Source organism: Streptomyces sp. NPDC051913 (assembly GCF_044593635.1).
GTDB lineage: Bacteria > Actinomycetota > Actinomycetes > Streptomycetales > Streptomycetaceae > Streptomyces.
Map to the genome: position 1 here is coordinate 65,004 of NZ_JBIUCI010000014.1, position 24,226 is coordinate 89,229.

A 24,226-nucleotide genomic window follows, 5' to 3' on the forward strand; every position below is an offset into this window, starting at 1 on the left:
CCGCTTCGGGTCAGCGCTGCAGGGTGAGCAGGCCCGGCCGGTACGGCAGTTGGATGTAGGGGGTGCCGGGCGCGACGTTGGGGGACAGGCCCTGGTAGAGGAACTGCAGGTTGCAGGGGTCGATGGTCATGGTCTGGTCGGGATTGTTGCGGACCAGGTCACCGTGGCTGATGTCGTTGGTCCAGGTGGCTCCGCTGTTGGCCTTGCCGGCGAAGGGGATGCTCTCGGTGGCGGCCTGCGGGGTCCACGGACCGTTCAGGCTGGAGGCCGTGAACGAGCGGAAGAAGCGCTGCTCCGTCGTCCCCCGAGCCTCGACGATCATGAGGTACTGGTTCTGGCCCTGGACCTTGTAGACCTCCGGCGCCTCGAACAGGTTCTTCACCGTGTCGCTCATGACCGTCGTGTACGAAGAGCCGAAGCTGGCCGGGAAGTTCCCGATCGGCATGCTCGACTTGTAGATCTTGCCGTTGTCACCGGCGAAGAACAGGTGCATGCCCTGGCCGTCGGCGATCATGGTCGGGTCGATCGCGCTGCCGTCGGGGAGGCTGCCGGTGAACAGCGGTTGCGCCGCGGACCAGCCGTTGGGATTGGTGGGGTCGCTCGACGTGCGGTAGACGAAGGGCCATTGCGTGCCCCACCCGTTCGAGGTGAGCACCCAGATGTTCTTGGGCGCGAAGTAGAACAGCTTGGGCGCCACCGCGCCCTGGCTCATCTGGGTCTGGCCTGCCGACGCCATGTCCGACCAGTTCGTGAAGGGACTGAACCCCATCGATTTCCACGACGAGCCGTCAGAGGCGGTCGCGTAGACGAGGTGCCTGCCGTTGTACGTCACGGTGGTGAAGTCCTTGAGCGCGGCCCACCCGTTGGCCGGCTGCGCCAGCGGGCCGGTCGAGCTCCACCGGTACGTCGACGGAAGAGAGCACGAGTTGGGTGCGCCGGACAGACCGGTCCACTTCTGGTTGCTGCCGCCGGCGCAGTTCCACAGCTGCACCGCCGTGCCGTTGGCCGTGGCGCCGCCGCTGACGTCGAGGCACAGCCCGGACTCCACGGCGACGATCGTGCCGTCGGAGTTGACCCGCCACTGCTGGTTGGTGCCGCCGTTGCAGGACCAGATGACCGGCCGGGTTCCGGCGGTGGTGGCGTGGCCGGGTGCATCGAGACACTTGTTGCCGTACACGGTCAGCTGGTTGTCGTCCGTCAGTGTCCACTGCTGATTGGTCCCGCTGCTGCAGTCCCAGACCTGCAGGTTCGTGCCGTCCGTCTGGCTGGCGCCCGGCACATCGAGACATCGGCCGGAACCGGCGCCGCGCAGGGCGCCGCTGGTGGCGGCCTGCGCCGGGTTGGTGACGAGCGTCGCCGCGGAGGCGACCAGGGCCGCGAGCGCCATGGGCAGATGCCTGCGGCTGAACGTACGTCTGTGCATGGGGACCTCATCCCTTGAGTGAGCGGCTCCGGTCGGCCCCGTCAGGGGCTGCTGGACAGGCGTACTGCGACGTTGATTCGTTGTTTGATCCACCGAACGACGGTCGAAGGGTCGGGCAGTTGGAAGAGCGGAGAGCGACCAGGACCCGATATCGCCGTGGCCCCGGTCCCTCGCGGTTCACCACCGACGGCCACGTAGGCGAGAACTGACGCGCCGAAAGCTCGGGCGGCAGCCCGCCTAGGCCAGGAGGCTTGGCATTCATAGGGGTCTCGGTACCGGTGGCCCATTCCCTCGATACATGGGATGGATTAACGAGCATGGGCGTTGCCTGTGTCTAGAGTTGCGACACAAAATGGCGCCTGCTTCCGGATTTGTGTCCGGTTGATGCCCTGGGGTCGAGTCAGACATTGGATGTCCCGAGGAGATCGCCCGCCCGGCCGGTGCCGTCCCGTCTGTGCCGCCCTACCTGGGCGCGGGCCCGTCCACGTTGCCCCGATACCGCGAGCCGGCCCGCCCCCTGCACCAGCTGGCCGGGGCGGACGCCTGCTTCGAGACGGTCACCTGGCGCCAGGGCAGCAAAGGGCCGATGACCTCATGCTTTGCGGTGCTCCGAGTGCGACCGTCGGGCAAGGAAGCCACCCGCACCGCCCAGGAACAGGCCGGTGGACGCAGCCGATGGGACGGGGTGCTGCCCCTGCGGACGCTGCTGGTCGAACAGCCCGCGACGGCAGCCGAGCCCACCGGCTACTGGATGTCCACGCTGCCCGCCACCACCCCCATCGCCGATCTGGTGCGCTTTGCGAAAATGCGCTGGCGCATCGAGCACGACTACCGCGAACTCAAACACGGCCTGGGCCTGGACCACTTCGAAGGCCGCACCTGGCGCGGCTGGCACCACCACGTCACCCTCGTCACTGCCGCACAGGCCTTCCTCACTCTGCGGCGCTACGACCCAAAAGCCCTCACGACAGCCTGAGTCTCTACCAAGTCCTCGACGCGTTACAGGACCTGCTGCAGTACTGGGACGGCACCTGCACCACCTGCGGCCGCCCCCTCACCGCCAGCAGAACCAGAACCTAACGAAGCACTACTAGGCGCGTGGCCATCACGATCCCTCGCGAAGGCATCACCGGCTCCGCTGAGACACCTCGGCGCGGTCCGCCGAGTGGTACCGCAGTACCACTCGGGCACCGAAGATTCCCCTCCGGTCCCAGGGTTTTGACCTGGTGCGCTCCTAGCTTCGAAGAAGGACGCCGCGGGCATCCGCGCCCAGTCCACGTCCGAGGCAGGAAGGCCCATTCCCATGATCGAAGCGCGTGAGTTGACGAAGCGGTACGGCGATAAGACGGTCGTCGACAACCTGAGCTTCACCGTCAAGCCCGGTGAGGTGACCGGCTTCCTGGGTCCCAACGGAGCGGGCAAGTCGACGACCATGCGCATGATCGTCGGCCTGGACTCACCCACCAAGGGTTCGGTCACCGTCAGCGGACGCTCCTACGCGCAGCACGCCGCGCCGTTGCACGAGATCGGCACGCTGTTGGAGGCCAAGTCCGTCCACCCCGGGCGCAGCGCTTTCAACCACCTGATGGCGCTCGCGTACACCCACGGCATCTCACGCAAGCGTGTCGAGGAGGTCATCGAGCTGGCGGGGTTGACCAGCGTGGCCGGCAAGCGCGTGGGCGCCTTCTCGCTCGGCATGGGCCAGCGGCTCGGCATCGCCTCGGCGCTCCTCGGTGACCCTGCGATCGTCATGCTCGACGAACCGGTCAACGGCCTTGACCCCGAGGGCGTGCTGTGGGTGCGCAATCTCCTGCGTGGGCTGGCCGACGAGGGGCGGGCCGTGATGCTCTCCTCGCACCTGATGAGCGAGACCGCGCTGATCGCCGACCATCTCGTGATCATCGGGCGCGGCCGGCTGCTCGCGGACACCACGGTCGACGAGTTCACCCGGGAAGCCAGCGGTGGCGGCGTGAAGGTCGTGACCGGGGAGGCCGTCCGGCTGCGTTCGCTGCTGGCCGGCCCACACGTCACGATCAGTTCCTCCTCCTCCGAGGAACTGCTGGTCACTGGGCGCGACGCTCGAGAGATAGGCGCCATCTCCGCGCAGCACGGAATACCGCTCTACGAACTGACCCCGCAGGCCGTCTCTCTGGAGGCGGCGTTCATGGATCTCACCCGCGACGTCGTCGAGTACCAGAGTGCTCCGGCCGGCACGGAACGAAAGGCCGCCTGATGCCTACGACCGCACTCCGCCGTCCAGGAAGGCGCCAACCGGTGTCCGCGGCGCCCGATCCCCACACTCCCTCCGCGCGCAGGACGTCCTACCAGGTGACCGGCATCCGGGTTCTGCGCTCGGAGTGGGCCAAGTTCTGGTCGCTGCGCTCCAGCTGGATCACCCTGGGCGTCGCCGCCTTCCTGCTCGTCCTCTTCGGGGCGATCGCCAGCTATACGTACAGTCCTGACGCGGTCGCGACCTCCGGACCACCAGGACCGGGCTCAGGCAGTGACAGCGACGCGGTCAGCCTGGCTCTGAGCGGAGTCTCCTTGGCACAGCTCGCCATCGGCGTCCTCGGGGTACTGCTGGCCGCGGGCGAGTACAGCACCGGCATGATCCGCTCCACCCTCACCGCGGTGCCTCGCCGGCTGCCGGTGCTGTGGTCCAAGGCGGCCGTGATCGGGCCCATCGCCCTGATCCTCACCACCGTCGGTGCGCTGGCCGCGTTCCAGCTGGGCACCCCGGGCCTGGACGGCGAGAAGATCGCGCTCTCCCTGGGCGACGACGGTGTACTGCGCAGCTTGGCCGGCGCCGGTGTCTACCTCGGCCTGGTCGCCGTGTTCGGTGTGGCTCTGGGCATGCTGATCCGCTCCTCCGCCGGTGCCATCGCGGCCCTCGTCGGGATCCTGCTCGTACTGCCCGGTCTGGCATCGCTGTTGCCCGACTCCTGGTACGACACGCTCAGCCCCTACTTCCCCAGCAACGCCGGGTCGGCCGTCTACGCCCTGCACGAGTCCTCCGACTCCCTCTCACCGGGCGCGGGGCTCGCGGTCTTCGCCGGCTGGGTGGCGATCGCCCTCGTGGGTGCGGCGTTCCGGCTCCGCAAGACCGACGCCTGACCAGGGCATGAGGACAATGGTGTCCATGAGCGCGGAACGCGCGGCAGTCGCCGCGGACAACACCCGGGGGGCGGCGCTCCCGCCACCCGGGTTCGACGCCGACTGGGCGCACCCCGTCCTGGGGCACATGTGGCGCGGTCAGCAGGACCGGCAGCGGCTGGACCGCCGCCATCCGTGGCTGCTCGACACGGCGGTGGTACTGGCCGTTGTCCTGATCGGCCTGCCCGACCTGCTCTCCGGGACCAGCCACGGCCCTTTCGGGGAGGCGGTGCACCGGAATGAGGGGCCGGACGGCCTCCTGTACCTCTTCACCGCGGGGCTCATCGTGCCGCTGTGGTGGCGGCGCAGGGCCCCGGCCGTGACCTTCTTCGTGATCGCGTCCGTGTCGCTCGTCCAGTGGTCCTTCGGGGTGTGGCAGCAAGCCGGTATCAGTACGCTCGTCGCGCTGTATTCCCTGGCCCTGCACGGCTCGTTGCGGACGCTGGGCTGGGCAGCGGCGGTCACGGTCGCCGAGACGACGGTGGCGGTCTGCTTCCTGGTGGACATCGGGAACCCGGTGCGCGGCCTGTTCTTCCTGCTGGGAACAGCGACGGCGGCCGTGGCCGTCGGGCTGACCCTGCGGATCCGCCGGATGTATCTGGCGGCGTTGGAGGATCGCGCCCAGCGTCTGGAGGTCGAACGCGACCAGCGCGTCAAGCTCACCGCCGCCGCCGAGCGCGCCCGGGTCGCCCGCGAGATGCACGACATCGTCGGCCACAACCTCTCGGTCATGGTCACGGTCGCCGACGGTGCCGCGACCCTCGCCGCGCACCGGAACGAGCAGTCCACCGAGGCCCTGCGCGTCCTCGGTGACACCGGCCGACAGGCCATGAGCGAACTGCGCCGCATGCTGGGCGTGCTCCGCGAGGAACAGGACGACGAACGGCTGCTCGGCCCGCAGCCCGGCATCCGAGATCTGGACGCCCTGCTGGCGCGGGTCCGGGCGGCGGGGGTGACGGTCACCTACCGGACCGTGGGCGACCTCGACGGCCTGGGCGACGGGGTGCAGCTCACCGTGTACCGCGTGGTTCAGGAATCGCTGACCAACACCCTCAAACACGCCGGGACCGGCACGTCCGCCGACGTCACCCTCGCCGCGGAGGGGAGCGAGGTACGGATCCGGGTCACCGACACGGGCATCCCGCCCGGGGCCCTCCCGCGGGCCGAGCCGGCGACGGAAGAAGACGGCCCCGGCCACGGGCTGGTCGGCATCCGCCAGCGAGCCGCCATGTACGGCGGGACCGTCACCATGGGACCGCGCGACACCGGCCACGGCTGGCTCGTGGACGTCGTGCTCGACGTACCGCCGGGAGAGCGCCTGTCATGACCACCGTCCTCATCGCCGACGACCAGCCCCTCCAGCGCCTGGGCGTCCGCATGCTCCTGCAAGGCACTCCGGGTCTGGAATCGGTCGGCGAGGCCGAACACGGCGCCGAGGCCGTCCGCATGGCCGCCGAACTCCGCCCCGACGTCGTCCTCATGGACGTCCGGATGCCCGGCATGGACGGCATCGAGGCCACCCGCCGCATCGTCGCGTCCGGCGGCCGCACCCGCGTCCTCATCGTCACCACCTTCGACCTGGACGAGTACGCCTACGAGGGACTGCGGGCCGGCGCCAGCGGCTTCCTGCTCAAGGACGCCCGCCCCGAGGAACTCGTCGCCGGGATTCACGCGGTCGCGACCGGCGACGCCGTCGTGGCCCCCCGACTGACCCGGCGCCTGCTCGACGCCTACGCCCACCAGGTCCTCGCCCCGGCCCACGCCTCCGGGCCTCAGGATCCTCGTCTGAGAGCCCTCAGCGACCGCGAACAAGAGGTACTGGTCGCCATCGGCAACGGCTGGACCAACACGGAGATCGCCGAGCGCCTCGTGCTCAGCGAATCCACGGTGAAGAAGCACGTCGGACGGGTCCTCGCCAAGATCGGAGCCCGTGACCGGATCCAGGCCGTGATCATGGCCTACGACGTCGGGCTGGTCCGGGCGAAGCCGCAGTAGCCGCTGTCCGCCGAGTACGAATTGACGGTCGTGGGCGAGGCGGCGAGCGGGGCCGACGCGGGTTCCTCCTCGACGACGCCGCTCCGGACGAACTGACCGTGGCCATCCGAGTCGTTGCCGCCACCGGCGCGGTGATCACCCTGGCTTTGACCCGCGCTCTCGTCGATGTCGTCCGTTCAGCCACAGGCCGCGTCTCGGCATCCTCACCGAACGCGAACGTGATGTGCTCACGGCGGTGGCGTACGAGTCCGGGCTGGTCCGGCCGGCCGCCTGACGGGCGCGGTGCCGTGTCACCCTCAGGAGGGGTCCGCCGTCCCCGTCGCGAGCAGGCCGTTGACCACCAGGGCCGCCAACGACTCCGCCGTGGCCGTGAGTTGCTCCGGCGAGGCGGATTCCGGTCTGCCGAGGCGTCTCGCCAGCGGGGTGTCGATCATGCCCGAGACGGGCGGGACGACGGCGAAGAACAGCACGTCCATCGGGACGGGTGCCATACGCCCGGCGGCCACGAGCCGCACGATGCTGGGGGTCATGAGCCGCAGGGTCGGAGTGAAGTAGTGCTCGTACAGGTAGTCAAGCCGCTCGGTGTCCTGGGCGAACTCGGCGACGACGACCCGTCCGATCAGGGGGGTGTCCACGGCGGACCGGTAGAAGCCTGTGATGACTCGCCGCAGGTACTCGGCGTCGTCGACCGATGTGTCCACCTGAGGCATGCTCGCCAGCTGCGCCCCCAGGGCGGCGTCCATCACCGCCCGCCAGAACGCGGCCTTGGACCCGTACCGGTCGTTGATGAAGTTGTGGCTCACGCCCAGGCGGCGGGCCAACTCGCGCGCGGAGGCGCGGTCGTACCCGAGCTCCGCGAAGGCCTCCAAGCCGCGCAGCAGGATGCTCTCCTCGTCGGGTATTGCGGGAGTGTCCGCGCCGGGGCGGCCCGGGCGTCGAGTGGATTCGGCTCTCACGCCCACCCCTGCCTCCGATTCCTTCTGTGACCCGGACTGTGAAAGGCCATCTTAGGGGTCTCGGATCAGTACTTGACACCTGTCAGAATATCTGTAATCTGACAGGTGTCAAGATGTGTGTCGGTCCAGTGCGCCGAGCACGTAAGGCACTCCCCTCGCCCACGCTTCGGAGTTCTCGCCATGCCCAGGAAGCCCACCGACACGGCCGCCGGTCCGGCCGTCACCGCCTTGTCGTCAGGTCATCCGTCCTACCGCCACCGCTGGTGGATCCTTGCCGTCATCGGCGTCGCCCAGCTGATGGTCGTGCTGGACGCGACGATCGTGAACATCGCTCTGCCGTCCGCTCAGAAGGACCTGGGATTCTCCGACGGGGACCGGCAGTGGGTCGTCACCGCCTACGCGCTCGCCTTCGGCAGCCTTCTGCTGCTCGGCGGTCGGATTGCCGACCTCTTCGGCCGCAAGGTGACCTTCCTGGTCGGTCTTGTGGGCTTTGCCGGTGCCTCCGCGCTCGGCGGGGCCGCGAGCAGCTTCGAGATGCTCATCGTCGCCCGGGCCGCGCAGGGTCTGTTCGGCGCGCTGCTCGCCCCGGCCGCCCTGTCCCTGTTGACCACGACCTTCACCGACACCAAGGAACGCGCCAAGGCCTTCGGCGTCTACGGTGCCATCGCCGGTGCGGGCGGTGCCATCGGGCTGCTCCTCGGCGGCGTGCTGACCGAGTACCTCGACTGGCGCTGGACCCTCTACGTCAACCTCGCCTTCGCAGGCGTCGCCTTCGTCGGCGGTGCGCTGCTGCTCCAGCGTGCCCGGCGCGACAAGAGCGTGACGATTGACGTCCCTGGTGCCGTTCTGGTCTCCGGCGGTCTGTTCTGCCTGGTCTACGGCTTCTCCAACGCAGAGAGCCACGACTGGGACTCCTCGGCCACCTGGGGTTTCCTGCTCGCCGGAGCCGCGCTGCTCTCCGCCTTCACCTGGTGGCAGACGCGCTCGGCCCACCCGCTGCTGCCGTTGCGGATCCTGCTCGACCGCAACCGGGGCGCCTCGTTCATCTCCGTGCTCATCACCGGCGCCGGCATGTTCGGTGTCTTCCTCTTCCTCACCTACTACCTCCAGCAGAGCCTGGCCTACACCCCCGTCAAGACCGGGCTGGCCTTCCTGCCGATGGTCGCCGGGCTCATGCTCGCTTCCACCCTGGCCTCCACCGCGCTGATCCCCCGGTTCGGGCCCAAGCCGGTGGTGCCGCTGGGGATGGGTATGGCCGCGGCCGCCATGGTCTGGCTCACCGCGCTGGATCTGGGCAGCGGCTACGCCACGGACGTCCTGCCCCCGCTGGTCGTGGCGGGCCTCGGACTCGGTCTGGTGATGGCCCCGTCCATGAGCCTGGCCACGGCAGGCGTGGGCGCGGAGGACGCCGGTGTAGCCTCGGCGGCCGTCAACACCATGCAGCAAGTGGGCGGCTCCCTCGGTACCGCCCTGCTGAACACCCTCTCCACCAGCGCCGCCACGGACTATCTGGCCGACAGGAACCCCAAGGACCCCGCTGTCGTCGCCCAGGCCAGTCTGGAGGCCTACTCCACCGCCTACTGGTGGTCGGCCGCGTTCTTCGTGGCGGGGCTGGTCGTCAGCGTGCTGCTGTACCGGCGTGGGGCGCCCGCCGTGGACGCGGATGCCGCACCCGTGGTGCACATGTGAGGTCCCCATACCCTTGCGGAGCGGCTCGCCGGACGTCCGGCGAGCCGCTTTCCGGCACCGGCGCGGTGGACTCGTCGCTGAGCCGGGGGGAGCAGGATCCGGAAGGTGGCGCCCTGGCGAGGGGGCGAGTCGACCTCGACGTGGCCATCGTGGGCGGCGACCAGGGAACCTGACGCAGCCGGGACGGCACGGATCCCTGCCTGGGCCAGTCCCTCCACGGCGGCGTCGGCGTGCTCGGGCGAGAGGGCGTTGTGGCACCAGTCGCCCACGGTGGTCGTGCCGCAGTTGATCTGGTTCAGTGCGCCGGCCAGGTTGCTGATGTGCATGTCGGCCGGGGTGTAGTGGCCGACGCATTCGCCGTGGAGGTGGGTGAGGTACTCCATGAGCGTCCAGTCGGCGCCTGCGGAGCGCAGCGCTGTCTGCCAGGTGTGCAGGTGGGCGTTGACCAGGCCGGGGATGAGGATACGGCCGGAGAAGTCGACGTCCTCGGCGTCGGGTGCCTCGATGTTCTCGCCGATGGCGGCGATGCGGGCACCGTCGACGAGGACATCGGCGTGCTCGGCGTCCGGGCGGCCCGGCACCATCGTGATGACCTGCGCCCCGCGCAGCAGTACGCGGCTCATGCGGTGGACCGTCGTCCGGAGGAGGTGCGGCTCTGCTGGGACATGGTGCGGCTCCTTGCCTATGGCGTCATTGCCCGCGCGGCGGATTGTGTGGTGGTGAGGAAGTCCCGGGTGGCGATGTGCCCGATGTAGCCGTCGGGACGGATCAGCAGCAGAGTGTCGGCGTCCAGGCCGTATGCGTCCTTCAGCGCGTTCTCAGGGTCGGTAAGGGTGAGGCTGTCGGCGGCACGCGCCCCGACCGTCAGCCGATTCAGCTGAGCGCCGGCTGTCGGCCAGGGGAGCTCTGCGAGGTCGCGGGCGGCACCCGCGCCGTAGGCGATGGCGGTGAAGTGCGGCCCGCGGCAGATGTCGAACAGCCGGGTCCCGGTCCCGTCGGCGCGGAGCAGCTCGGCGTCGGGGGCGCGGTCGCCCACGCGCAGGGTCTCGGTGCGCATGCCGTCGGCGGGGGCGAGCGGGCCGCCGTAGTAGGTCAGGGCGAGTTGCTGCTCGTCCTTGCCTCGCTTCATGCTCGACGGGTCGAGCTTGGCGATGCCGCCCCACTTCGCCGTGGACAGGCCCAGGACCCCGGCGGCGATCGGCTGCCGCTCGGCCTCGTAGGTGTGCAGCAGTGCCGCGCTCGCCCCGGCGAGGGTCTGACCGATTTTCCAGCCGAGGTTGTAGCCGTCCTGGATGCCGGTGTTCAGGCCCTGGGCACCGGCCGGGGTGTGGACGTGCGCGGCGTCACCGGCAAGGAAGACACGTCCCCGGCCATAGTGTTCCGCCAGGCGGATGTTCGGTCGGAACACCGACGTCCAGTGGATGTCGTGCAGCTGAATGCGCCGGTCGCGGGTGTGGGAGTGGATCCGCCGGAGGATGTCGTCCTTGTCCGAGGGCGGTTCCTCGTCGGGCCCGAGGCTGATCATCCACTGGAACATGTCGCTGCCGGGGAGCGGACAGGCGCCGATGCGCTTGCCGCCGAGGCCGGGCCACATGTGCCACCGGTTGCGGGCCAGACCGGTCACGGTGGCATCGACGATGAGCATCCGGTCGCTCTCGTGCGTCGTCCCGACGAACCCGATGCCGAGTTGCTTGCGCACCGCGCTGGAACCGCCGTCCGCGCCTACGACGTACCGGGCGACGATCTCCTCGGTGCCGTCCGCGTCCGTCACCTTGGCGACCACGCTGTCCTCGTCCTGTGCCAGCTCGGTCAGTTCCCTGCCGAACTCGATCTCACGGCCGAGTCTGCTGAGCCGGGTGTGCAGTGCGCGGTCCGTGCGGAACTGAGGGATCAGCCAGGTGTTCGGGTAGGGGACGTCAGGGGTCGCGTCCCGGTGGGTGAACATCTTCCAGGGCACGGCGAGGGGGCCCGCATGGATCCCGAGCTTGGGATAGGTGCTGCCGCCGGCCAGCACCTCGTCGAGGGCACCGAGGTCTTCGAGGACTTCGAGGCTGCGGGGCTGGACGCCCTTGGCGCGGGACCCCTCGAAGGCGCGGGGAGACCTGTCGATGATCCGTACGTCGAGTCCCCGCCGTACGAGGTCGATGGCCACGGCGGAGCCCGAAGGGCCCGCACCGATGACCAGTACGTCGATGACCTGCTGCGGGTGGTTCATGAGTCGAGCCTTTCGGTGCGCGCGGCCACGAACGGGACGATCTGATCGGCGACGTGGCGCGGGCGTTCAAATGGGGCCATGTGCCCACACTCGGGAATCACATGACGATGCTGGGGCCTCAGCAGGGCGCGCGCCGTGTCGAGGTGGGCCAGGGGCGTGACGTCGTCCTCGTCGCCCCACAGGAGCAGCGTGGGAATACCCAGCGCGCCCGTCTGAGGGAAGAGGTCGTCACGACCGGAGACCGGCAGGTGTTGCAGCGTGTCGAAGACCGCGTACAGCGAACCCTCGAAGCGAAAGGCGTCGAGGACCATGTCCGTCAGTTTCGAGCCGAGCTCAGGGTCGCGGACGTTGTGCCCGAGGTGCCCCTGGAGTATCCGGCGGCCGCGCCGCCGGGCGACGATACCGGCCAGCAGATCGTTGCCCAGTATCCGGTGAGGGGAGGTCGGCCGCGGTTTCGCGAGACCGGCGGGGCCGACGATGGTCAGGGTGGACACCGACGAGGGGTGCCGGGCGGGCGTAGGTCATGGCGACAAGTGCGCCCATGGAGGTTCCCACGAGATGCAACGGGCGCGTGGTCAGGCCGAGCCGTTCGGTCAACTCGGTCAGCTGTCGCGCGAAGAGGGTTTCGTCGTATCGCGCCCGCACCCGGTCCGAGTAGCCGCGGCCGTACGCGCTGCAGGTCAGAGTCCGCAGCCCGCGGGCGTTCAGCTCGGTGACGAGGCCGTCCCAGTAGAAGAGCGGGATGGTCAGGCCGCCCGCCATCACGACCATCTCGCCGTCCTCGGGGCCCTTCAGTTCGTAGTGCGTGACGCCGTCGGAGAGTTCGACGAAACTGCCGCGCAGAGCTTGCCGCGATTCGACGGTGAGCCGTCGGTCCTCGCCCTGCGCGACGAAGTACTTCATGGAACGGGCCTCCTTGGCCTCAGTGCGTGGGGGTGTCGGTGCAGGAGCGCAGGAACTTCGCGATCGCGTCCGAGACCCAGTGGGGATCCTCTTCGGGCAGCAGGTGACCGCCGTGGGGGTGCACCAGCTCTGCGGCGCCGGGGATGTCACGGGTGAAGTGCTGGCCGTCGATGCCCGCGCTGCGCAGTACGAGCGTGGGTGTCGTGATGCGGGGGATGTGCGCGCTGCGGTCGGGCTGGTCCGTGTTGCAGAGGTCGACGAAGGCGGAGCGGTTCCCGGGCCGGTTCATGAGCTGGTGGGCACGGTCCACCAGGGCGTCGTCCACGATCGTCGAGTGCGAGCCGACGTTCGAGCGCAGGTTGCGCTCGATGGCGCCGCGCGGCATCACCCGCCGCAACAGGGGGCGCAGTAGGGGGTTGCGTGTCAGGCGCATGCCTGCCGGTACCTCTTTCTCCGGGTAACCGGTGGCATTGACCAGCACCAGGCCGGACAGCCGCTCCGGATGGTCCAGCGCGAGGTTCCAGGCGATGTTGCCGCCCAGTGAATTGCCCGCCACCGCGTAGCGCGGCACGCCCAACGTCTCCAGGAAGTCCGCCACCGTCGCGGCATAGGCCGGGATGCGGTAGTCGCGGTCCATGCGAGGGCCTGTCAGGCCGAACCCCGGCAGGTCGGGGCGGATGACGTCGAACGACTCCGACAGCAGGTCTGCCGCGCGGTCGAAGTGCTGAAGCGACGACGCGCTGCCGTGCAGCAGGACGAGTGCCGGGCCGCCGCCGGCGCGTTTGTAGTGGATCCGCAATCCACCCACCACGACGAACCGGGAATCGGGCTGCGGCTCAGACCAGGTGCTCATAATGGTTACACTGTTACCGATAAGGTAGTCGTGTCAAGCGCAGGCTCCCGGCAGTCACGGCCTTGCGGCCTGCGACGTCGAGCGCGCTGCGGTAGTGGCTCACCTGGGTGGCGCCCGGAGTGACGTGGGACGGTCATCCCGGCATGGCCTCGGGCGGCGCCCGCCTGCGGTCTGCTCATGGCGGCTGGCGCGGTGGTGCACCTGCGCCATGGCGACCCGCTCGCGCAGGACCTGCCCGCCGTCGTACTGGCCCTGGCGGCGGTGGCGTACACCGGGGTGGCGATCGCCGAAGGCGGACGGACCGGGACGGGCGCCGCCTGGAGAGCGAAGCTGTCGATGCCCGACAGCTCACGGGCTTCTTGTGGGGCGTACCGTCGACAGTGTGCAGTACACGGCCGCACACCTCGTGTCTCGTGTCGCCGGCGACCTCAGGCCGAAGGCGGACGAGGTGATCGCCGACGTGTTGCGGTGCCTGCGGAGTGAGGTTCCTGAACTGTGGAGTAATCCGGATCTCGTCCGCATGACGTCTGAGAACGTCGCCGAGCATGTCGCCGGCGTGCTGGCGGGCCTGGAAAACGGCATCGACCCGCGCGAGATAGATCGGCCGGCCGCCGAGCTGGAACGCGCACGTCGACTGGCCCATTACGGCACGCCCGTCACAGCGCTGCTGCGGGCCTTCCGGCTCGGTCAGGGCATAGTCCTGGACAAAATGCTTGCCGAAATCGCGCGGGTGACGAAGGATGCGGAGTTGGTCAGCGAGGCATCGCGTCTCCTGCTCGTGATCGCGAACGGATACGTGGACGACGCGTCCGAGCAGGGTGTCACGGCGTTCCAGGAGGAGCGGGACCGGCGACTGCAGCGGCGTCTGTCCTTGGTGAACGAGGCCGGTCTGCGCATCGGGACCACCCTGGACATCGCTCGCACCACCCAGGAACTGGCAGACCTCGCCCTCGAGCACTTCGCCGAGCTGGTCACCGTCGACCTGCTCGACTCCGTGGTCTACGAGCACGGCACTCCGGCACCGGATCCCCTCGTACTGCACCGGGCCGCGCAGGTGTCGAGGGTGCAAGGAGGCCAGGAGCCGACGATTCGGGTGGGGGAGTGCCACACCTACCCGGACGGATCGGTCATGGCCCGCGCCCTGACCACCGGCCGGCCCTCCCGTCACACGGCGACACCGACGGATCCGGCCGACGACTTCGGCACTCGCCCTGCATGCTTGACGCTGGTGGTGCCGCTGAGCGCACGCGGCGTCACTCTTGGCGTCGCGAGGTTCTGCCGTCAGAGCAACCCGGTCGCCTTCGACGATGAGGATCTGTTCCTCGCCCAGGAGATCGCGGCCAGGGCGGCCGTGGCCATCGACAACGCCCGCCGCTACACACACGCCCGTGCCACGGCCCTCACTCTCCAGCGCAGTCTGCTGCCACGGCGTACGGCGGAGCAGGCTGCCGTCGAAGTCGCCTGCCGCTACCTGCCGGCCGGTGCCCAGGCCGGTGTGGGCGGCGACTGGTACGACGTGATCCCGCTGTCCGGTGCTCGGGTTGCCCTGGTGGTGGGCGACGTGGTCGGTCACGGCATCCACGCCGCCGCCACGATGGGGCGCCTGCGGACCGCAGTCCGCACCCTCGCCGACATCGACCTGCCTCCCGAGGAACTGCTGACACACCTGGACGACGTCGTCATCCGCCTGTCCGCCGAAGCCTCGGCCGACCCGGACGCCGAAACGACCGGGGACATCGGCGCCACATGCCTGTACGCCGTCTACGACCCTGTCGACGGCCATTGCTCCCTGGCCCGCGCGGGGCACGTGCCGCCCGCCGTAGTGCACGGAGACGGAACCGTCGATCTCCTGACCATGCCGCACGGCCCGCCGCTGGGCCTGGGTGGCCTGCCGTTCGAGGCGGCGGAGGTCGACCTTCCCGAAGGCAGCATCCTCGCTCTGTACACCGACGGCCTGGTCGAAGCCCGCGACCGCGATATCGAGGCGGGCCTCACCCTCCTTTGCCACGCCCTCGCACAACCCTCCGCATCACTGGAGGCCGCCTGCGACAGCGTGCTCCAGGCATTGCTGCCCGCAGCAGGTCTGCCTCGCGACGACATCGCCCTGCTGCTGACCCGCACCCGCGCCCTCGGGGACGGCCAGGTCGCAGCCTGGGACGTGGACGCCGACCCGGCAGCCGTCGCCCAGGTCCGTAGGAGCGCAGCCCGGCAGCTGGCCGCCTGGGGACTGGAGGACCTCGATTTCGTCACCGAACTGGTGGTCAGCGAACTGGTCACCAACGCCATCCGCTACGGCCGGCCCCCCATCCGCCTGCGTCTCATCCGGGACTGCTCCCTACTGGTCGAGGTGTCCGACGCCGGCAGTACCACCCCCCACCTGCGCCGTGCCCGCGCCTTCGATGAAGGCGGACGCGGCCTGCTGCTCGTCGCCCAGCTCACCGAACGTTGGGGAACGCGTCATGCCCGGCAGGGCAAGACGGTCTGGGCCGAGCTGGGAGAGGAGAATCACGCCGAGCCCTCGGAGCCGGCCTTGCGCCTGTAGCCGGCGCCGAGTGGGGCGAGCTGCGAGACCAGCAACTGGCCACGGCATGCATTATGGCGTTGCTGCGCTGACGGCGCCCGTTTGCGCGACGGGATGAGGAGCGGGTTCTCATCGAGGCTGTGCTCTCGTCAGCAGTCCACGGACACGCCCTGCTGGGAGTTGGCGTCTTCCTCGGGTCGATCTTCTGCTGCGGCTGTGGGAACGAGTCCGCCCGGTCACCGGCGGCCGGCTGGTCATCGTGGGTCACGGTCCCGAACGGCAGAGACTCCAGGCGCAGGCCGGGCCCGGCGTGGTCATCACCGGACGGGTGTCGGAAGAGCAGAAGCACCAACTGATTTCCAGCCGAGGTGTAGCCGTCCTGCATGCCGGTGTTCAGGCCCTGGGCGACGGCGCGGCGGGGACGGGGGCACCGAGGCCCCGTGACAGGGCGCGAGCTGTGGCCCGCAGAGCGGGAGAGATGAACCGTGGCTCTGTGTGGCCCGCCGGTACGACAACCGAGAGTGCCGCGACGACGTCTCCGGTCGCGCCGCGCACCGGCACTGCGGCAGCGAGCAGCGGGCGAGGTTCCTGTCGGCTGACGACGGCGATCCCGTTGCGGCGTACCTCGGCGAGGGCGCGGCGCAACGCGGCCGAGGAGAGGGGCACGCCTTCCGGTTCGTGGACCAGTGGTTGGGCGAGGTAGGTCTCCTGGAAGTCCGGGTCGGCATGGGCAAGGAGAACGAGACCGACCCCGGTGGAATGCAGCGGCAGACGGCCGCCCACGCGGTACAGCACATCGATGGCCTCACGCGCCGACAAACGTTCGACCAGGAGAGCTTCCATGCCGTCCAGGACGGCGAACAGGACGTGCTGGTGCGTCGCCTCGTACAGGTCCTCCATGAACGGGAGCGCCACCGTGCGCAGGCCGTGGGCGCGCGGCGCGAGCGAGGCTACTTCCCACAGACGCAGGCCGACCACGAAACGGCCGTCGGGGTCCCGTTCCAGAGCCCCCCAGTGAAGCAGGCGCCGGGCGAGCCGGAGTGTCGTACTGGGCGGGGTGTCCGTGACCCGGCTCAGTTCGGCGAGAGTCATGGCGCGGCGGGTCTCGTTGAAGGCCGCGAGCAGAGCGAACGCCCGGTCGATCACCGGATCGCCCTGGGCCGGCCGGCGGCCCCGAGAGACGCTGGGGGGGTTCGTCATGCCTGCAGTCTCACGCTTCGGGCCGCTCCCCGTATATTGCGGCAAGGTTTCGATCGCATGCCATTCAATGGAATTGCCGCTGGTGCCGATCTGGTCGATCTCCCACTGTTACCCCACACGTCGACCAGATGCCTCTCAGGTTCCGAGCCGAGCCCATTCCGAGGAGACCCATGACTGCGGAGTTCACACAGAGCGGTGCGGAGCAGTTCTCCCTTCCGGGCAAGCCCGTGCCCTTCTTCCTGGAGGCAGGTGAGGGGGAGCGGGCGCACCTGTACGACTCACTGATCACCGTGCTGCTCAGCAAAGACGAGACCGAGGGACAGTTCGGAGTGTTCACCTACTCCGCTCCCAAGGGCGACGCGATCCCCACACATGCGCACGCCGATGTCCACGAGACGTTCTTCATGCTCTCCGGGCGGGCTCGCGTGTGGATCCAGGACGCGCAAGGCGAGCGACACGAGAAGTTGCTGGGAACCGGCGACTTCGGCTACGTCCCGGCGGGCTGCCTGCACACCTTCCGTGTGGAGGCCGACGACACCCGGATCATGGGCGTGTCCAGCGGCGGTTTCGAGCGCTTCTTCGCCGCGTCCGGCACCCGTACAGACTCCCTGGAACTGCCGCAGCCGCCGTACGTCCCCTCCCCGGAGCAGATCGGCCGCGCGGCGCGCGAGTACGGCAACGACTTCCGGTTCGACCTGCGTCCCTTGGACGGCTGACATGGCCAGGCACGCCACACCGCTGCCCACCGAGGAAGTCACACCGGCGGGCACCCGGCTGCTGCGAGGGGTCGAGTACGCGACACCGGACGGATTCCGCCCGCTCCTGCTCGATCTCCACCTCCCCGCCGCGCACCCTGCCGGGGGCCCCGTGCCGGTCGTTGTCTTCCTGCACGGTGGGGGCTGGCGGACCGGAGGTCGCGCTCGGTTCGGGTCGGCCTTCGAGGTGTGGGAGGTCAGTCCGTTCGACCTGCTCGCGGCGGCCGGCTTCGCGGTCGTCTCGATCGACTACCGGCTCAGCGCGGAGGCCGTCTTCCCCGCTCAACTGCACGACGGCAAAGCCGCCTTGCGCTGGGTGCGCGAGCACGCCGAGGAGCTGGGGCTCGACGCCGAACGGGTCGTGCTGTGGGGCGAGTCGGCCGGCGGCCATCTCGCCGCGCTGCTCGGACTGACGGTCTGCCGACCGGAGCCGGAAACCGACCACGTGGTGGCTGGTCCGTACGCCGGCGTCGTCGGTGTCGTGGACTGGTACGGGCCCGCCGACCTACGGACCATGCAAAGCCAGTCCCGCCCCGACGCCGTGACCGTGCCCGACGCGGCGGATTCCCGGGAGGCCCAGTTGATCGGGGCGCCCGTACCCGAGGCGCCCCGGCTTGCTGCGGAGGCGAGCCCGGTCACCTACGTCTGCTCCGCCGCTCCGCCGTTCCTGCTCGCCCACGGCACGGCCGACCGGTTCGCCCCGAGCGCCCAGAGCGAACAGCTCGCCCAGGCGCTGCGGGCCAGCGGCAGCGAGGTGACCTTGCGGCTCATCGACTCCGCGGACCACCTGTGGGCCGGTCTGCCCGATCCGCGGACCGTCTTCGACGACGCCCTGGACTTCGCCCTGCGCGTCTGCGCCCCGATCGCGGCACGCACCCCCCGCCGGCCCGCCGCCGTGCGCGCCTTCTGACTCCACCCCCCGTCCCCACCCCCCGTCCCCACCCCCCGTCCCCGCCCGCCGGCATCGACCCGCCCAGGTCGTAGGCAAAGGAGCCTCGGTAATGAATCGTTTCAAACTCTCCTCGGCAAGAAACAAAGTGCTCTTGGCAACCGCCGTCGCCCTCGCCTCCACCGGTGTCACGGCCTGCAGCTCGTCCTCCGCGAGCGGGTCCTCGGCGTCCGCGTCGGACACCCTCACGGTCGGCATGGACGGCGACTCGGCCGCGAATGGCTACGACCCCGCGAAGTACACGGAGATGCGGCAGTTCTTCGAGAGCGTGTACGACTCGCTCTTCGTCAAGACCGCCGACGGCGGCGTCAAGCCGAGCCTGGCCACCAAGTTCGCGTACAACAAGGACAAGACGCAGCTGACCCTCACACTGCGCAAGGGAGTGACGTTCGCGGACGGCAGCACGCTCACCGCCGCCGTGGTCAAGAAGAACCTCGACCGACGCAATGACGCCGCCCTGGTCGCGTACGGGAACATGGCCAAGGGCGGACAGGCCGAGATCAAGCAGGTCACCGCACCCGACGATCAGACCGTCGTCCTCACCTTCGCCAAGGCCCAACCGACCTTCCAGGAACAGCTCGCCTCCGACGCCGGAATGATCGTCAGCGCCAAGGGACTCGCCGACAGCAAGGCCCTCGGCGTCGCACCCTACGGCTCGGGCCCCTACACCCTCGACAAGTCGGGATCGGTCAAGGGCAGCAAGTACACGATGGTGCGCCGGAAGGGTTACTGGAACTCCGCGGCCTTCGCCTACGACACCGTCGTCTACCGTGCTCTGCCGGACCCGCAGGCCAGAGCCAACGCCCTGGTGTCCGGTCAGGTGGACGTCGCCGCGGTCGCCGGCTCGACCTCCTCGTTCGTCAAGTCGCGCGGCACGGGGCTGTCCTCCCTGGGCGGCACGGTGGTGACCCTGCCGGTCTTCGACAAGAAGGGCACGGTCTCCAAACCGTTCGGCGACGAAAGGGTTCGCCAGGCCATCCAGGTCGCGGTCAACCGCCAGGACCTGGTGAGCGGGCTCCACAAGGGCGACAAGCCGACCTCCAACGCCTTCCCGTCCTCCTTCGACGGCTACGACGCCTCGCTCAACACCACCTGGGGCTACAACCCGGTCAAGGCCAAGAAGCTGCTCGCCGAGGCCGGATACGCCAAGGGCTTCTCCTTCACGGTGATCACCAGCCAGGCCAATCAGACCGACCTGGAAGCGATCCAGAAGCAGCTCAAGGCAGTCGGGATCGACATGAAGCTCAAGGCCGCCGCCTCCACCGAAGAGGCCTTCGCGGCCGTGAACACCACCCCGCTCGGCTACCTCGCGTTCAACTGGCCGGAACCGGTGGTAGCCATGCAGGCCGTCGTCCTCGGGGGGTTCCTGAACACCCAGAAGGCGACCGACAAGCAGCTCACGGAGTACACGGACGCCGCCGCGGGCGCCACCGGCGCGAAGCGGACAGAGGCTCTCACCAAGCTCAACACCCGTCTGGTGGAAGCGGGCTGGCTGATCCCGCTGTACGAGAGCTACTCCTACGCCGGTTACAACACCAAGAAGGTCAAGCCCCTCACCTTCGCGGGCAACGACGCATACCCGCTGCTGTCCTCGATCAAGCCGGCCTCCTGACGACCGGCCCGGTCGGGGACCACTCGAAGAAGAAGAGGAAGGAGGAGGCTCCGTGACCAGATTCCTCGCCCGGCGGGCCGCGATGGCGGTCCTGACGCTGCTGGCGGTGATCGTCCTGACCTTCGCACTCGTTCACTCCATTCCGGGCAGCCCGGGCGCGGTGATGCTCGGCCCGGGAGCCTCCGCGCAAGAGATCCACGCCCAGAACGAACTGCTCGGCTGGAACCAGCCGCTGGCCGTCCAGTTCTGGGACTGGATCACCCACGCGGTCCGCGGAGACCTCGGCACCTCCCTCACCGGAGGCAACGAGGTCGGCCCGGACCTGGCGTCCCGGCTCCCGGTGACCGCGGCCATCGCATTCGGCGCCACTGCCCTGAGCGGTGTGCTCGGCATTGTCTCGGGAGTGGTGGCGGCGGTCCGCGGCGGTCTCGTTGATCGGTTCATCACCGCTTTCTCCGGGATCGTGGTGTCCCTGCCGACCTTCTGGCTGGGCATCCTGCTGGTCTACATCGCCTCCATCCGGCTCGGCTGGCTCCCGGCGACCGGCTACACCCCCTTCACGGACTCGCCCGTCGACTGGGCCAAGAGCCTGGCCCTTCCGGTGCTCAGCCTGGCGATCGGCGGGGCTGCGCTCGTGGCGCGGCAGGCACGCGCCTCCATGGTCGAGGCTCTGGGGCAGGAACACATCAGGACCCTGCGCGCGACGGGGATTCCGCCCTGGCGGCTGCTGTACGTGCACGCGTTGCGCAACGCGAGTGTGCCCGTGGTGGCGGGGCTGGGCATGCAGTTCGTCGGGCTGTTCGGCAGCACCGTCATCGTCGAGCAGATCTTCGCTCTGCCGGGTCTGGGACAGGTCGCCCAGGCCGCAGTCACCTCCCACGACTTCCCGTCCGTGCAGGGAGTCGTGATCATCGCGACGGTCGTCGTCGTGGTCACCAACGTCGCGCTCGACGTACTGATCAGCGCCCTGAACCCGAAGTTGCGTGCGGCATGAGCGAATACCTTCAGGCGAAGCCGGCACAACAACTGCTCGAACAACCCGAGCACACCGCCACCGAGGCGTCGCAGCCCGCCCGGCACCAGCTGCCCCGGCTGCTGCGCAGGCCGGGCGGCATCTTCGGACTCGGCTGGCTGGCACTGCTGGTCGTGCTCTCGCTCACGGCGTCCTGGTGGATCCCGTACGGGACCAACGACCAGCAACTGTCGGCCGCGTTGCAGGGCCCCAGTGCCCAACACTGGCTCGGTACCGACGAGTTGGGGCGCGATCTGCTCAGCCGGATCTTCGCAGCCGGGGCGAGCACGTTGGGAGCCTCCCTGCTGACCGTGGCGGTGGCCTACGCCATCGCCGTCCCCCTGGCGCTCGTCGCCGCCGAGCGCGGCGGGCACACGGAGACGGTCATCAGCCGCACCACCGAGATCATGATGGCCCTGCCGGGCACGGTGATCATCCTCGCGTTCATCGGGGTGTTCGGTGTGGACACCGTGCTCATCATGACCGTGCTGGGCGTGTTGATCTCCTCCGGGATGTACCGGGTGCTGCTGGGGGTGGCGCGCTCCCTGCGGGAGCAGTTGTACGTGGACGCGGCACGGGTCAACGGCCTCGGCTCCTGGCGGGTCAACCTCCGCCACGTGCTGCCGGGCATGCGGACGGTCCTGGCCGTGCAGGCGGCCCTGCTGTTCGGCATCGGCCTGTTGATCCAGTCCGGCCTCGCCTTCATGGGCTTCGGCCCGAAGCCGCCCGCGCCCAGCTGGGGCGCCATGATCGGTACGGCCTCACAGCACATCTACGACGCACCCTGGCTGATGGTGCCCTCCGGACTGGTGCTGTCCCTGACCGTGATCGCCGCCAACCTGGTGGCCGACGCCCTGACCGACCCGGAGGAAGCACCCCGGACCGCCCGGCGGGCCGGGAAGCGGGCCGACGGGGCCGCCACAGGGCCGGCCGAGCCCGATGGATCGGGAGTACTGGACGTACGCGACCTGACGGTGGCCGTCGACGACGGACCGGTGCTGGTCAGCGGTGTCTCCTTCCGGGTCGAGCCCGGCCGGGTGCTCGGCCTGGTCGGCGAGTCCGGCTGTGGCAAGACCATGACCGCGCTGGCCGCACTCGGACTGCTGCCCGCCGGAGTCGCGGTCACCGGCGGCGCGCTGCACTGGCAGGGCCGCGACCTGGCATACCTCGACGAGCGACACCTACGCCCGGTCCGCGGACGCGAGATCGCCTACGTCTCGCAGGAGCCGATGGTCGCCCTCGACCCCATGTTCTCCGTCGCCTACCAGCTCACCGGACCACTGCGGCGACTTCGCGGGCTGTCCCGCGCGGAGGCGAGGGACGGCGCGGTGAGCCTGCTGAAACGGGTGGGAATCGTCGACCCCCAGGCCGTCATGCGCAGTTACCCCCACCAGTTGTCCGGCGGCATGGCCCAGCGAGTGGCGATCGCCCTCGCCTTGACCGGCGGCCCGAAACTGCTGGTGGCCGACGAGCCGACCACGGCCCTCGACGTGACCGTGCAGGCGGAGATCCTCAGCCTGCTGCGCTCACTCGTCAGCCAGTCGGGCACCTCGGTCGTGATCGTCACCCACGACCTCGGTGTCGTCGCCGACCTCTGCGACGACGTTGCGGTGATGTACGCCGGCGAGATCGTCGAATCCGGAACGGTGACCGAGGTACTGGACGCCCCCCGTCATCCGTACACCAAGGCGCTCCTCGGGGCGAACCCGCACGCGGGTGAGACTGTGACGCCCTCGCACCGGCTGACGGCCATCCCCGGCCAGGTGCCGGCGCCCGGTAGCTGGCCGCAGGGATGCCGCTTCCGTGACCGCTGCCTCTACGCGGCAGACGCCTGTGGGCAGCCCGTGGCACTGGAAGCGGCCGACCGGGGCGGCACCGTTCGCTGTGTCAGGGCCACCGAACTCGCGGTGGCCGCCGCCCACCCGGACGAGAGGACCCCGGCATGAGCACCACCACGGCCCCGGCCGACACCCAGCAGGCCCTCGCCCTGGACGTGCGGGACCTGACCGTCCACTACGCCCGCCGCTCCCGGCGCAAGCCGGTGCCTCCGGCCGTCGACGGCGTGTCGTTCTCCATCGCCCCCGGCGAGACCATCGGCCTGGTCGGCGAGTCGGGCTCGGGCAAGTCGACCATCGGCAAGGCGGTCCTGGGCCTCCAGTCCGCGACCGGTGGATCGATCTCCTTCTTCGGAGACGACATCACCCATGCCGCCCCGGCCCGGCGGCGGGCCCTCGCGGCCCAGCTGCGGGTGGTGTTCCAGGACCCGTACTCCTCCCTCAACCCCGCCATGACCATCGGCGAGACCCTCGCCGAACCGCTGCGCCTGATGGGCGTCGGCAAGGCGGAGGCGGCCCGGCGGGCGCGCACCGCCCTGGAGCACGTGGGGCTGCCCGCTTCCGCCGCCGAGCGTCGGCCCCGCCAGTTCTCCGGCGGCCAACGGCAGCGCATCGCGGTGGCCCGTGCCCTGGTGTGCGACCCGAAGGTCGTGGTATGCGACGAGCCGGTGAGCGCACTGGACCTGTCCACCCAGGCGCAGGTGCTCAACCTGCTCGCCGACCTGCGTGACGAGCGGGGTCTGTCGTACCTGTTCGTCGCCCACGACCTCGCGGTGGTCCGTTTCCTCGCTCAGCGGGTGGTTGTCCTTTACCGCGGCCAGGTGATGGAGACCGGTGCCGCGGCGGCCGTGGTCGAACAACCCCGCCACCCCTACACACGGGCCCTCACCGCCGCCGCCCCGGTGCCCCGCCCCGCTGAACAGGCGGCCCGGCGCGCCGCGCGTGAGGCGATGGGCATCGGAGCGGCCGGACTCGGAACTCCCTCCGCCGCCGGCTGCCCGTTCGCGTCGCGTTGTCCCCTCGCCACCGATGTGTGCCGCGCCGAGCGGCCCTCACTGCGCAGGGTCGGTGACAGCGATGTCGCCTGCCATCACGCCACCGACTGACCTCCCCCCTCGACGACTGCCCCACGCTCACGACCCCAGGAGCTCTTCC

The 24,226-nt window shown here is 69.7% G+C and carries 20 protein-coding genes and 2 pseudogenes; 14 read left to right on the forward strand and 8 right to left on the reverse strand.

Features of this window, described 5'->3' with window-relative positions:
- Nucleotides 1-10: 10 nt before the first annotated feature.
- On the reverse strand, nt 11-1,423 hold the full coding sequence (locus ACIHIX_RS34250; protein WP_399963102.1) for a non-reducing end alpha-L-arabinofuranosidase family hydrolase: 1,413 nt from the start codon (nt 1,421-1,423) through the stop codon (nt 11-13).
- Nucleotides 1,424-1,877: 454 nt separating this feature from the next.
- Between ACIHIX_RS34250 and ACIHIX_RS34255 the strand changes: the two genes are divergently transcribed.
- The 5 genes from ACIHIX_RS34255 to ACIHIX_RS34275 all read left to right on the forward strand — a co-directional run bounded on the left by ACIHIX_RS34255 (nt 1,878) and on the right by ACIHIX_RS34275 (nt 6,571).
- Nucleotides 1,878-2,399, forward strand: coding sequence for a transposase (locus ACIHIX_RS34255; protein ID WP_399963104.1), 522 nt, complete (start codon nt 1,878-1,880; stop codon nt 2,397-2,399).
- A 327-nt stretch (nt 2,400-2,726) separates the two neighbouring features.
- Nucleotides 2,727-3,656, forward strand: coding sequence for an ABC transporter ATP-binding protein (locus tag ACIHIX_RS34260; RefSeq protein ID WP_399963106.1), 930 nt, complete (start codon nt 2,727-2,729; stop codon nt 3,654-3,656).
- Entirely contained in the window at nt 3,656-4,537 is an 882-nt protein-coding gene (locus tag ACIHIX_RS34265) for an ABC transporter permease (protein ID WP_399963108.1), read from the forward strand. The genes ACIHIX_RS34260 and ACIHIX_RS34265 overlap by 1 nt, the downstream gene beginning before the upstream one ends.
- A 25-nt stretch (nt 4,538-4,562) precedes the next feature.
- On the forward strand, nt 4,563-5,903 hold the full coding sequence (locus ACIHIX_RS34270; protein ID WP_399963110.1) for a sensor histidine kinase: 1,341 nt from the start codon (nt 4,563-4,565) through the stop codon (nt 5,901-5,903).
- The gene (locus tag ACIHIX_RS34275; RefSeq protein ID WP_399963112.1) at nt 5,900-6,571 is read left to right on the forward strand and encodes a response regulator; all 672 of its coding nucleotides are present in this window, start codon (nt 5,900-5,902) and stop codon (nt 6,569-6,571) included. The genes ACIHIX_RS34270 and ACIHIX_RS34275 overlap by 4 nt, the downstream gene beginning before the upstream one ends.
- A 296-nt stretch (nt 6,572-6,867) precedes the next feature.
- Here the strand turns inward: ACIHIX_RS34275 and ACIHIX_RS34280 are convergent, their stop codons facing one another.
- On the reverse strand, nt 6,868-7,533 hold the full coding sequence (locus ACIHIX_RS34280) for a TetR/AcrR family transcriptional regulator (protein WP_399963114.1): 666 nt from the start codon (nt 7,531-7,533) through the stop codon (nt 6,868-6,870).
- A gap of 174 nt (nt 7,534-7,707) precedes the next feature.
- On the opposite strand from ACIHIX_RS34280, the gene ACIHIX_RS34285 reads away from it, so the two are divergent.
- The gene (locus ACIHIX_RS34285; RefSeq protein ID WP_399963116.1) at nt 7,708-9,216 is read left to right on the forward strand and encodes an MFS transporter; all 1,509 of its coding nucleotides are present in this window, start codon (nt 7,708-7,710) and stop codon (nt 9,214-9,216) included.
- On the opposite strand, the gene ACIHIX_RS34290 is transcribed toward ACIHIX_RS34285, so the two are convergent.
- From ACIHIX_RS34290 to ACIHIX_RS34310, 5 genes are read right to left on the reverse strand one after another with little or no spacing between them, the layout of a single operon-like run.
- On the reverse strand, nt 9,105-9,839 hold the full coding sequence (locus tag ACIHIX_RS34290) for a hypothetical protein (protein ID WP_399963118.1): 735 nt from the start codon (nt 9,837-9,839) through the stop codon (nt 9,105-9,107). The genes ACIHIX_RS34285 and ACIHIX_RS34290 overlap by 112 nt on opposite strands.
- Before the next feature lie 59 nt (nt 9,840-9,898).
- Nucleotides 9,899-11,431 (reverse strand): FAD-dependent oxidoreductase, encoded by a 1,533-nt coding sequence (locus ACIHIX_RS34295; protein WP_399963120.1) that lies wholly within the window; start codon nt 11,429-11,431, stop codon nt 9,899-9,901.
- Nucleotides 11,428-11,742 (reverse strand): alpha/beta fold hydrolase, encoded by a 315-nt coding sequence (locus ACIHIX_RS34300; protein ID WP_399963122.1) that lies wholly within the window; start codon nt 11,740-11,742, stop codon nt 11,428-11,430. Before ACIHIX_RS34300 ends, ACIHIX_RS34295 begins: the two co-directional genes overlap by 4 nt.
- Before the next feature lie 22 nt (nt 11,743-11,764).
- Entirely contained in the window at nt 11,765-12,334 is a 570-nt protein-coding gene (locus ACIHIX_RS34305; protein ID WP_399963124.1) for an alpha/beta fold hydrolase, read from the reverse strand.
- 19 nt (nt 12,335-12,353) lie between these two features.
- Entirely contained in the window at nt 12,354-13,187 is an 834-nt protein-coding gene (locus ACIHIX_RS34310) for an alpha/beta fold hydrolase (RefSeq protein WP_399963127.1), read from the reverse strand.
- Nucleotides 13,188-13,569: 382 nt separating this feature from the next.
- Here ACIHIX_RS34310 and ACIHIX_RS34315 point away from each other — a divergent pair, with 382 nt between their 5' ends.
- Both ACIHIX_RS34315 and ACIHIX_RS34320 read left to right on the forward strand, forming a co-directional pair.
- Nucleotides 13,570-15,729 (forward strand): SpoIIE family protein phosphatase, encoded by a 2,160-nt coding sequence (locus ACIHIX_RS34315; RefSeq protein ID WP_399963128.1) that lies wholly within the window; start codon nt 13,570-13,572, stop codon nt 15,727-15,729.
- A gap of 172 nt (nt 15,730-15,901) precedes the next feature.
- A pseudogene (locus ACIHIX_RS34320) lies at nt 15,902-16,072 on the forward strand (glycosyltransferase family 1 protein); the annotation flags it as partial.
- A gap of 29 nt (nt 16,073-16,101) precedes the next feature.
- On the opposite strand, the gene ACIHIX_RS34325 reads toward ACIHIX_RS34320, so the two are convergent.
- Entirely contained in the window at nt 16,102-16,908 is an 807-nt protein-coding gene (locus ACIHIX_RS34325; RefSeq protein WP_399963129.1) for an IclR family transcriptional regulator, read from the reverse strand.
- Between the two features lie 170 nt (nt 16,909-17,078).
- On the opposite strand from ACIHIX_RS34325, the gene ACIHIX_RS34330 reads away from it, so the two are divergent.
- The 6 genes and pseudogenes from ACIHIX_RS34330 (at nt 17,079) to ACIHIX_RS34355 (ending at nt 24,177) form a co-directional block, all read left to right on the forward strand.
- Nucleotides 17,079-17,624: a quercetin 2,3-dioxygenase gene (locus ACIHIX_RS34330; protein WP_399963130.1), complete on the forward strand. Its 546-nt coding sequence runs from the start codon at nt 17,079-17,081 to the stop codon at nt 17,622-17,624.
- Nucleotides 17,608-18,573: pseudogene (locus tag ACIHIX_RS34335) on the forward strand (alpha/beta hydrolase fold domain-containing protein); the annotation flags it as partial. The gene ACIHIX_RS34330 and the pseudogene ACIHIX_RS34335, both read left to right, overlap by 17 nt.
- Before the next feature lie 133 nt (nt 18,574-18,706).
- The gene (locus ACIHIX_RS34340) at nt 18,707-20,224 is read left to right on the forward strand and encodes an ABC transporter substrate-binding protein (RefSeq protein WP_399963132.1); all 1,518 of its coding nucleotides are present in this window, start codon (nt 18,707-18,709) and stop codon (nt 20,222-20,224) included.
- Nucleotides 20,225-20,276: 52 nt separating this feature from the next.
- A complete protein-coding gene (locus ACIHIX_RS34345; RefSeq protein ID WP_232032781.1) occupies nt 20,277-21,218 on the forward strand; it encodes an ABC transporter permease in 942 nt (313 codons plus the stop codon).
- The gene (locus tag ACIHIX_RS34350; RefSeq protein ID WP_399963134.1) at nt 21,215-23,182 is read left to right on the forward strand and encodes a dipeptide/oligopeptide/nickel ABC transporter permease/ATP-binding protein; all 1,968 of its coding nucleotides are present in this window, start codon (nt 21,215-21,217) and stop codon (nt 23,180-23,182) included. The genes ACIHIX_RS34345 and ACIHIX_RS34350 overlap by 4 nt, the downstream gene beginning before the upstream one ends.
- Nucleotides 23,179-24,177, forward strand: coding sequence for an oligopeptide/dipeptide ABC transporter ATP-binding protein (locus tag ACIHIX_RS34355; protein ID WP_399963136.1), 999 nt, complete (start codon nt 23,179-23,181; stop codon nt 24,175-24,177). The genes ACIHIX_RS34350 and ACIHIX_RS34355 overlap by 4 nt, the downstream gene beginning before the upstream one ends.
- The last annotated feature ends 49 nt before the right edge of the window (nt 24,178-24,226 follow it).

Coding starts and splice junctions, on each gene's coding strand:
- ACIHIX_RS34250 (WP_399963102.1), bottom strand. CDS start 1,423: ATGCACAGACGTACGTTCAGCCGCAGGCATCTGCCCATGGCGCTCGCG.
- ACIHIX_RS34260 (WP_399963106.1), top strand. CDS start 2,727: ATGATCGAAGCGCGTGAGTTGACGAAGCGGTACGGCGATAAGACGGTC.
- ACIHIX_RS34265 (WP_399963108.1), top strand. CDS start 3,656: ATGCCTACGACCGCACTCCGCCGTCCAGGAAGGCGCCAACCGGTGTCC.
- ACIHIX_RS34270 (WP_399963110.1), top strand. CDS start 4,563: ATGAGCGCGGAACGCGCGGCAGTCGCCGCGGACAACACCCGGGGGGCG.
- ACIHIX_RS34275 (WP_399963112.1), top strand. CDS start 5,900: ATGACCACCGTCCTCATCGCCGACGACCAGCCCCTCCAGCGCCTGGGC.
- ACIHIX_RS34285 (WP_399963116.1), top strand. CDS start 7,708: ATGCCCAGGAAGCCCACCGACACGGCCGCCGGTCCGGCCGTCACCGCC.
- ACIHIX_RS34290 (WP_399963118.1), bottom strand. CDS start 9,839: ATGAGCCGCGTACTGCTGCGCGGGGCGCAGGTCATCACGATGGTGCCG.
- ACIHIX_RS34295 (WP_399963120.1), bottom strand. CDS start 11,431: ATGAACCACCCGCAGCAGGTCATCGACGTACTGGTCATCGGTGCGGGC.
- ACIHIX_RS34300 (WP_399963122.1), bottom strand. CDS start 11,742: ATGGTCCTCGACGCCTTTCGCTTCGAGGGTTCGCTGTACGCGGTCTTC.
- ACIHIX_RS34305 (WP_399963124.1), bottom strand. CDS start 12,334: ATGAAGTACTTCGTCGCGCAGGGCGAGGACCGACGGCTCACCGTCGAA.
- ACIHIX_RS34310 (WP_399963127.1), bottom strand. CDS start 13,187: ATGAGCACCTGGTCTGAGCCGCAGCCCGATTCCCGGTTCGTCGTGGTG.
- ACIHIX_RS34325 (WP_399963129.1), bottom strand. CDS start 16,908: ATGACGAACCCCCCCAGCGTCTCTCGGGGCCGCCGGCCGGCCCAGGGC.
- ACIHIX_RS34330 (WP_399963130.1), top strand. CDS start 17,079: ATGACTGCGGAGTTCACACAGAGCGGTGCGGAGCAGTTCTCCCTTCCG.
- ACIHIX_RS34350 (WP_399963134.1), top strand. CDS start 21,215: ATGAGCGAATACCTTCAGGCGAAGCCGGCACAACAACTGCTCGAACAA.
- ACIHIX_RS34355 (WP_399963136.1), top strand. CDS start 23,179: ATGAGCACCACCACGGCCCCGGCCGACACCCAGCAGGCCCTCGCCCTG.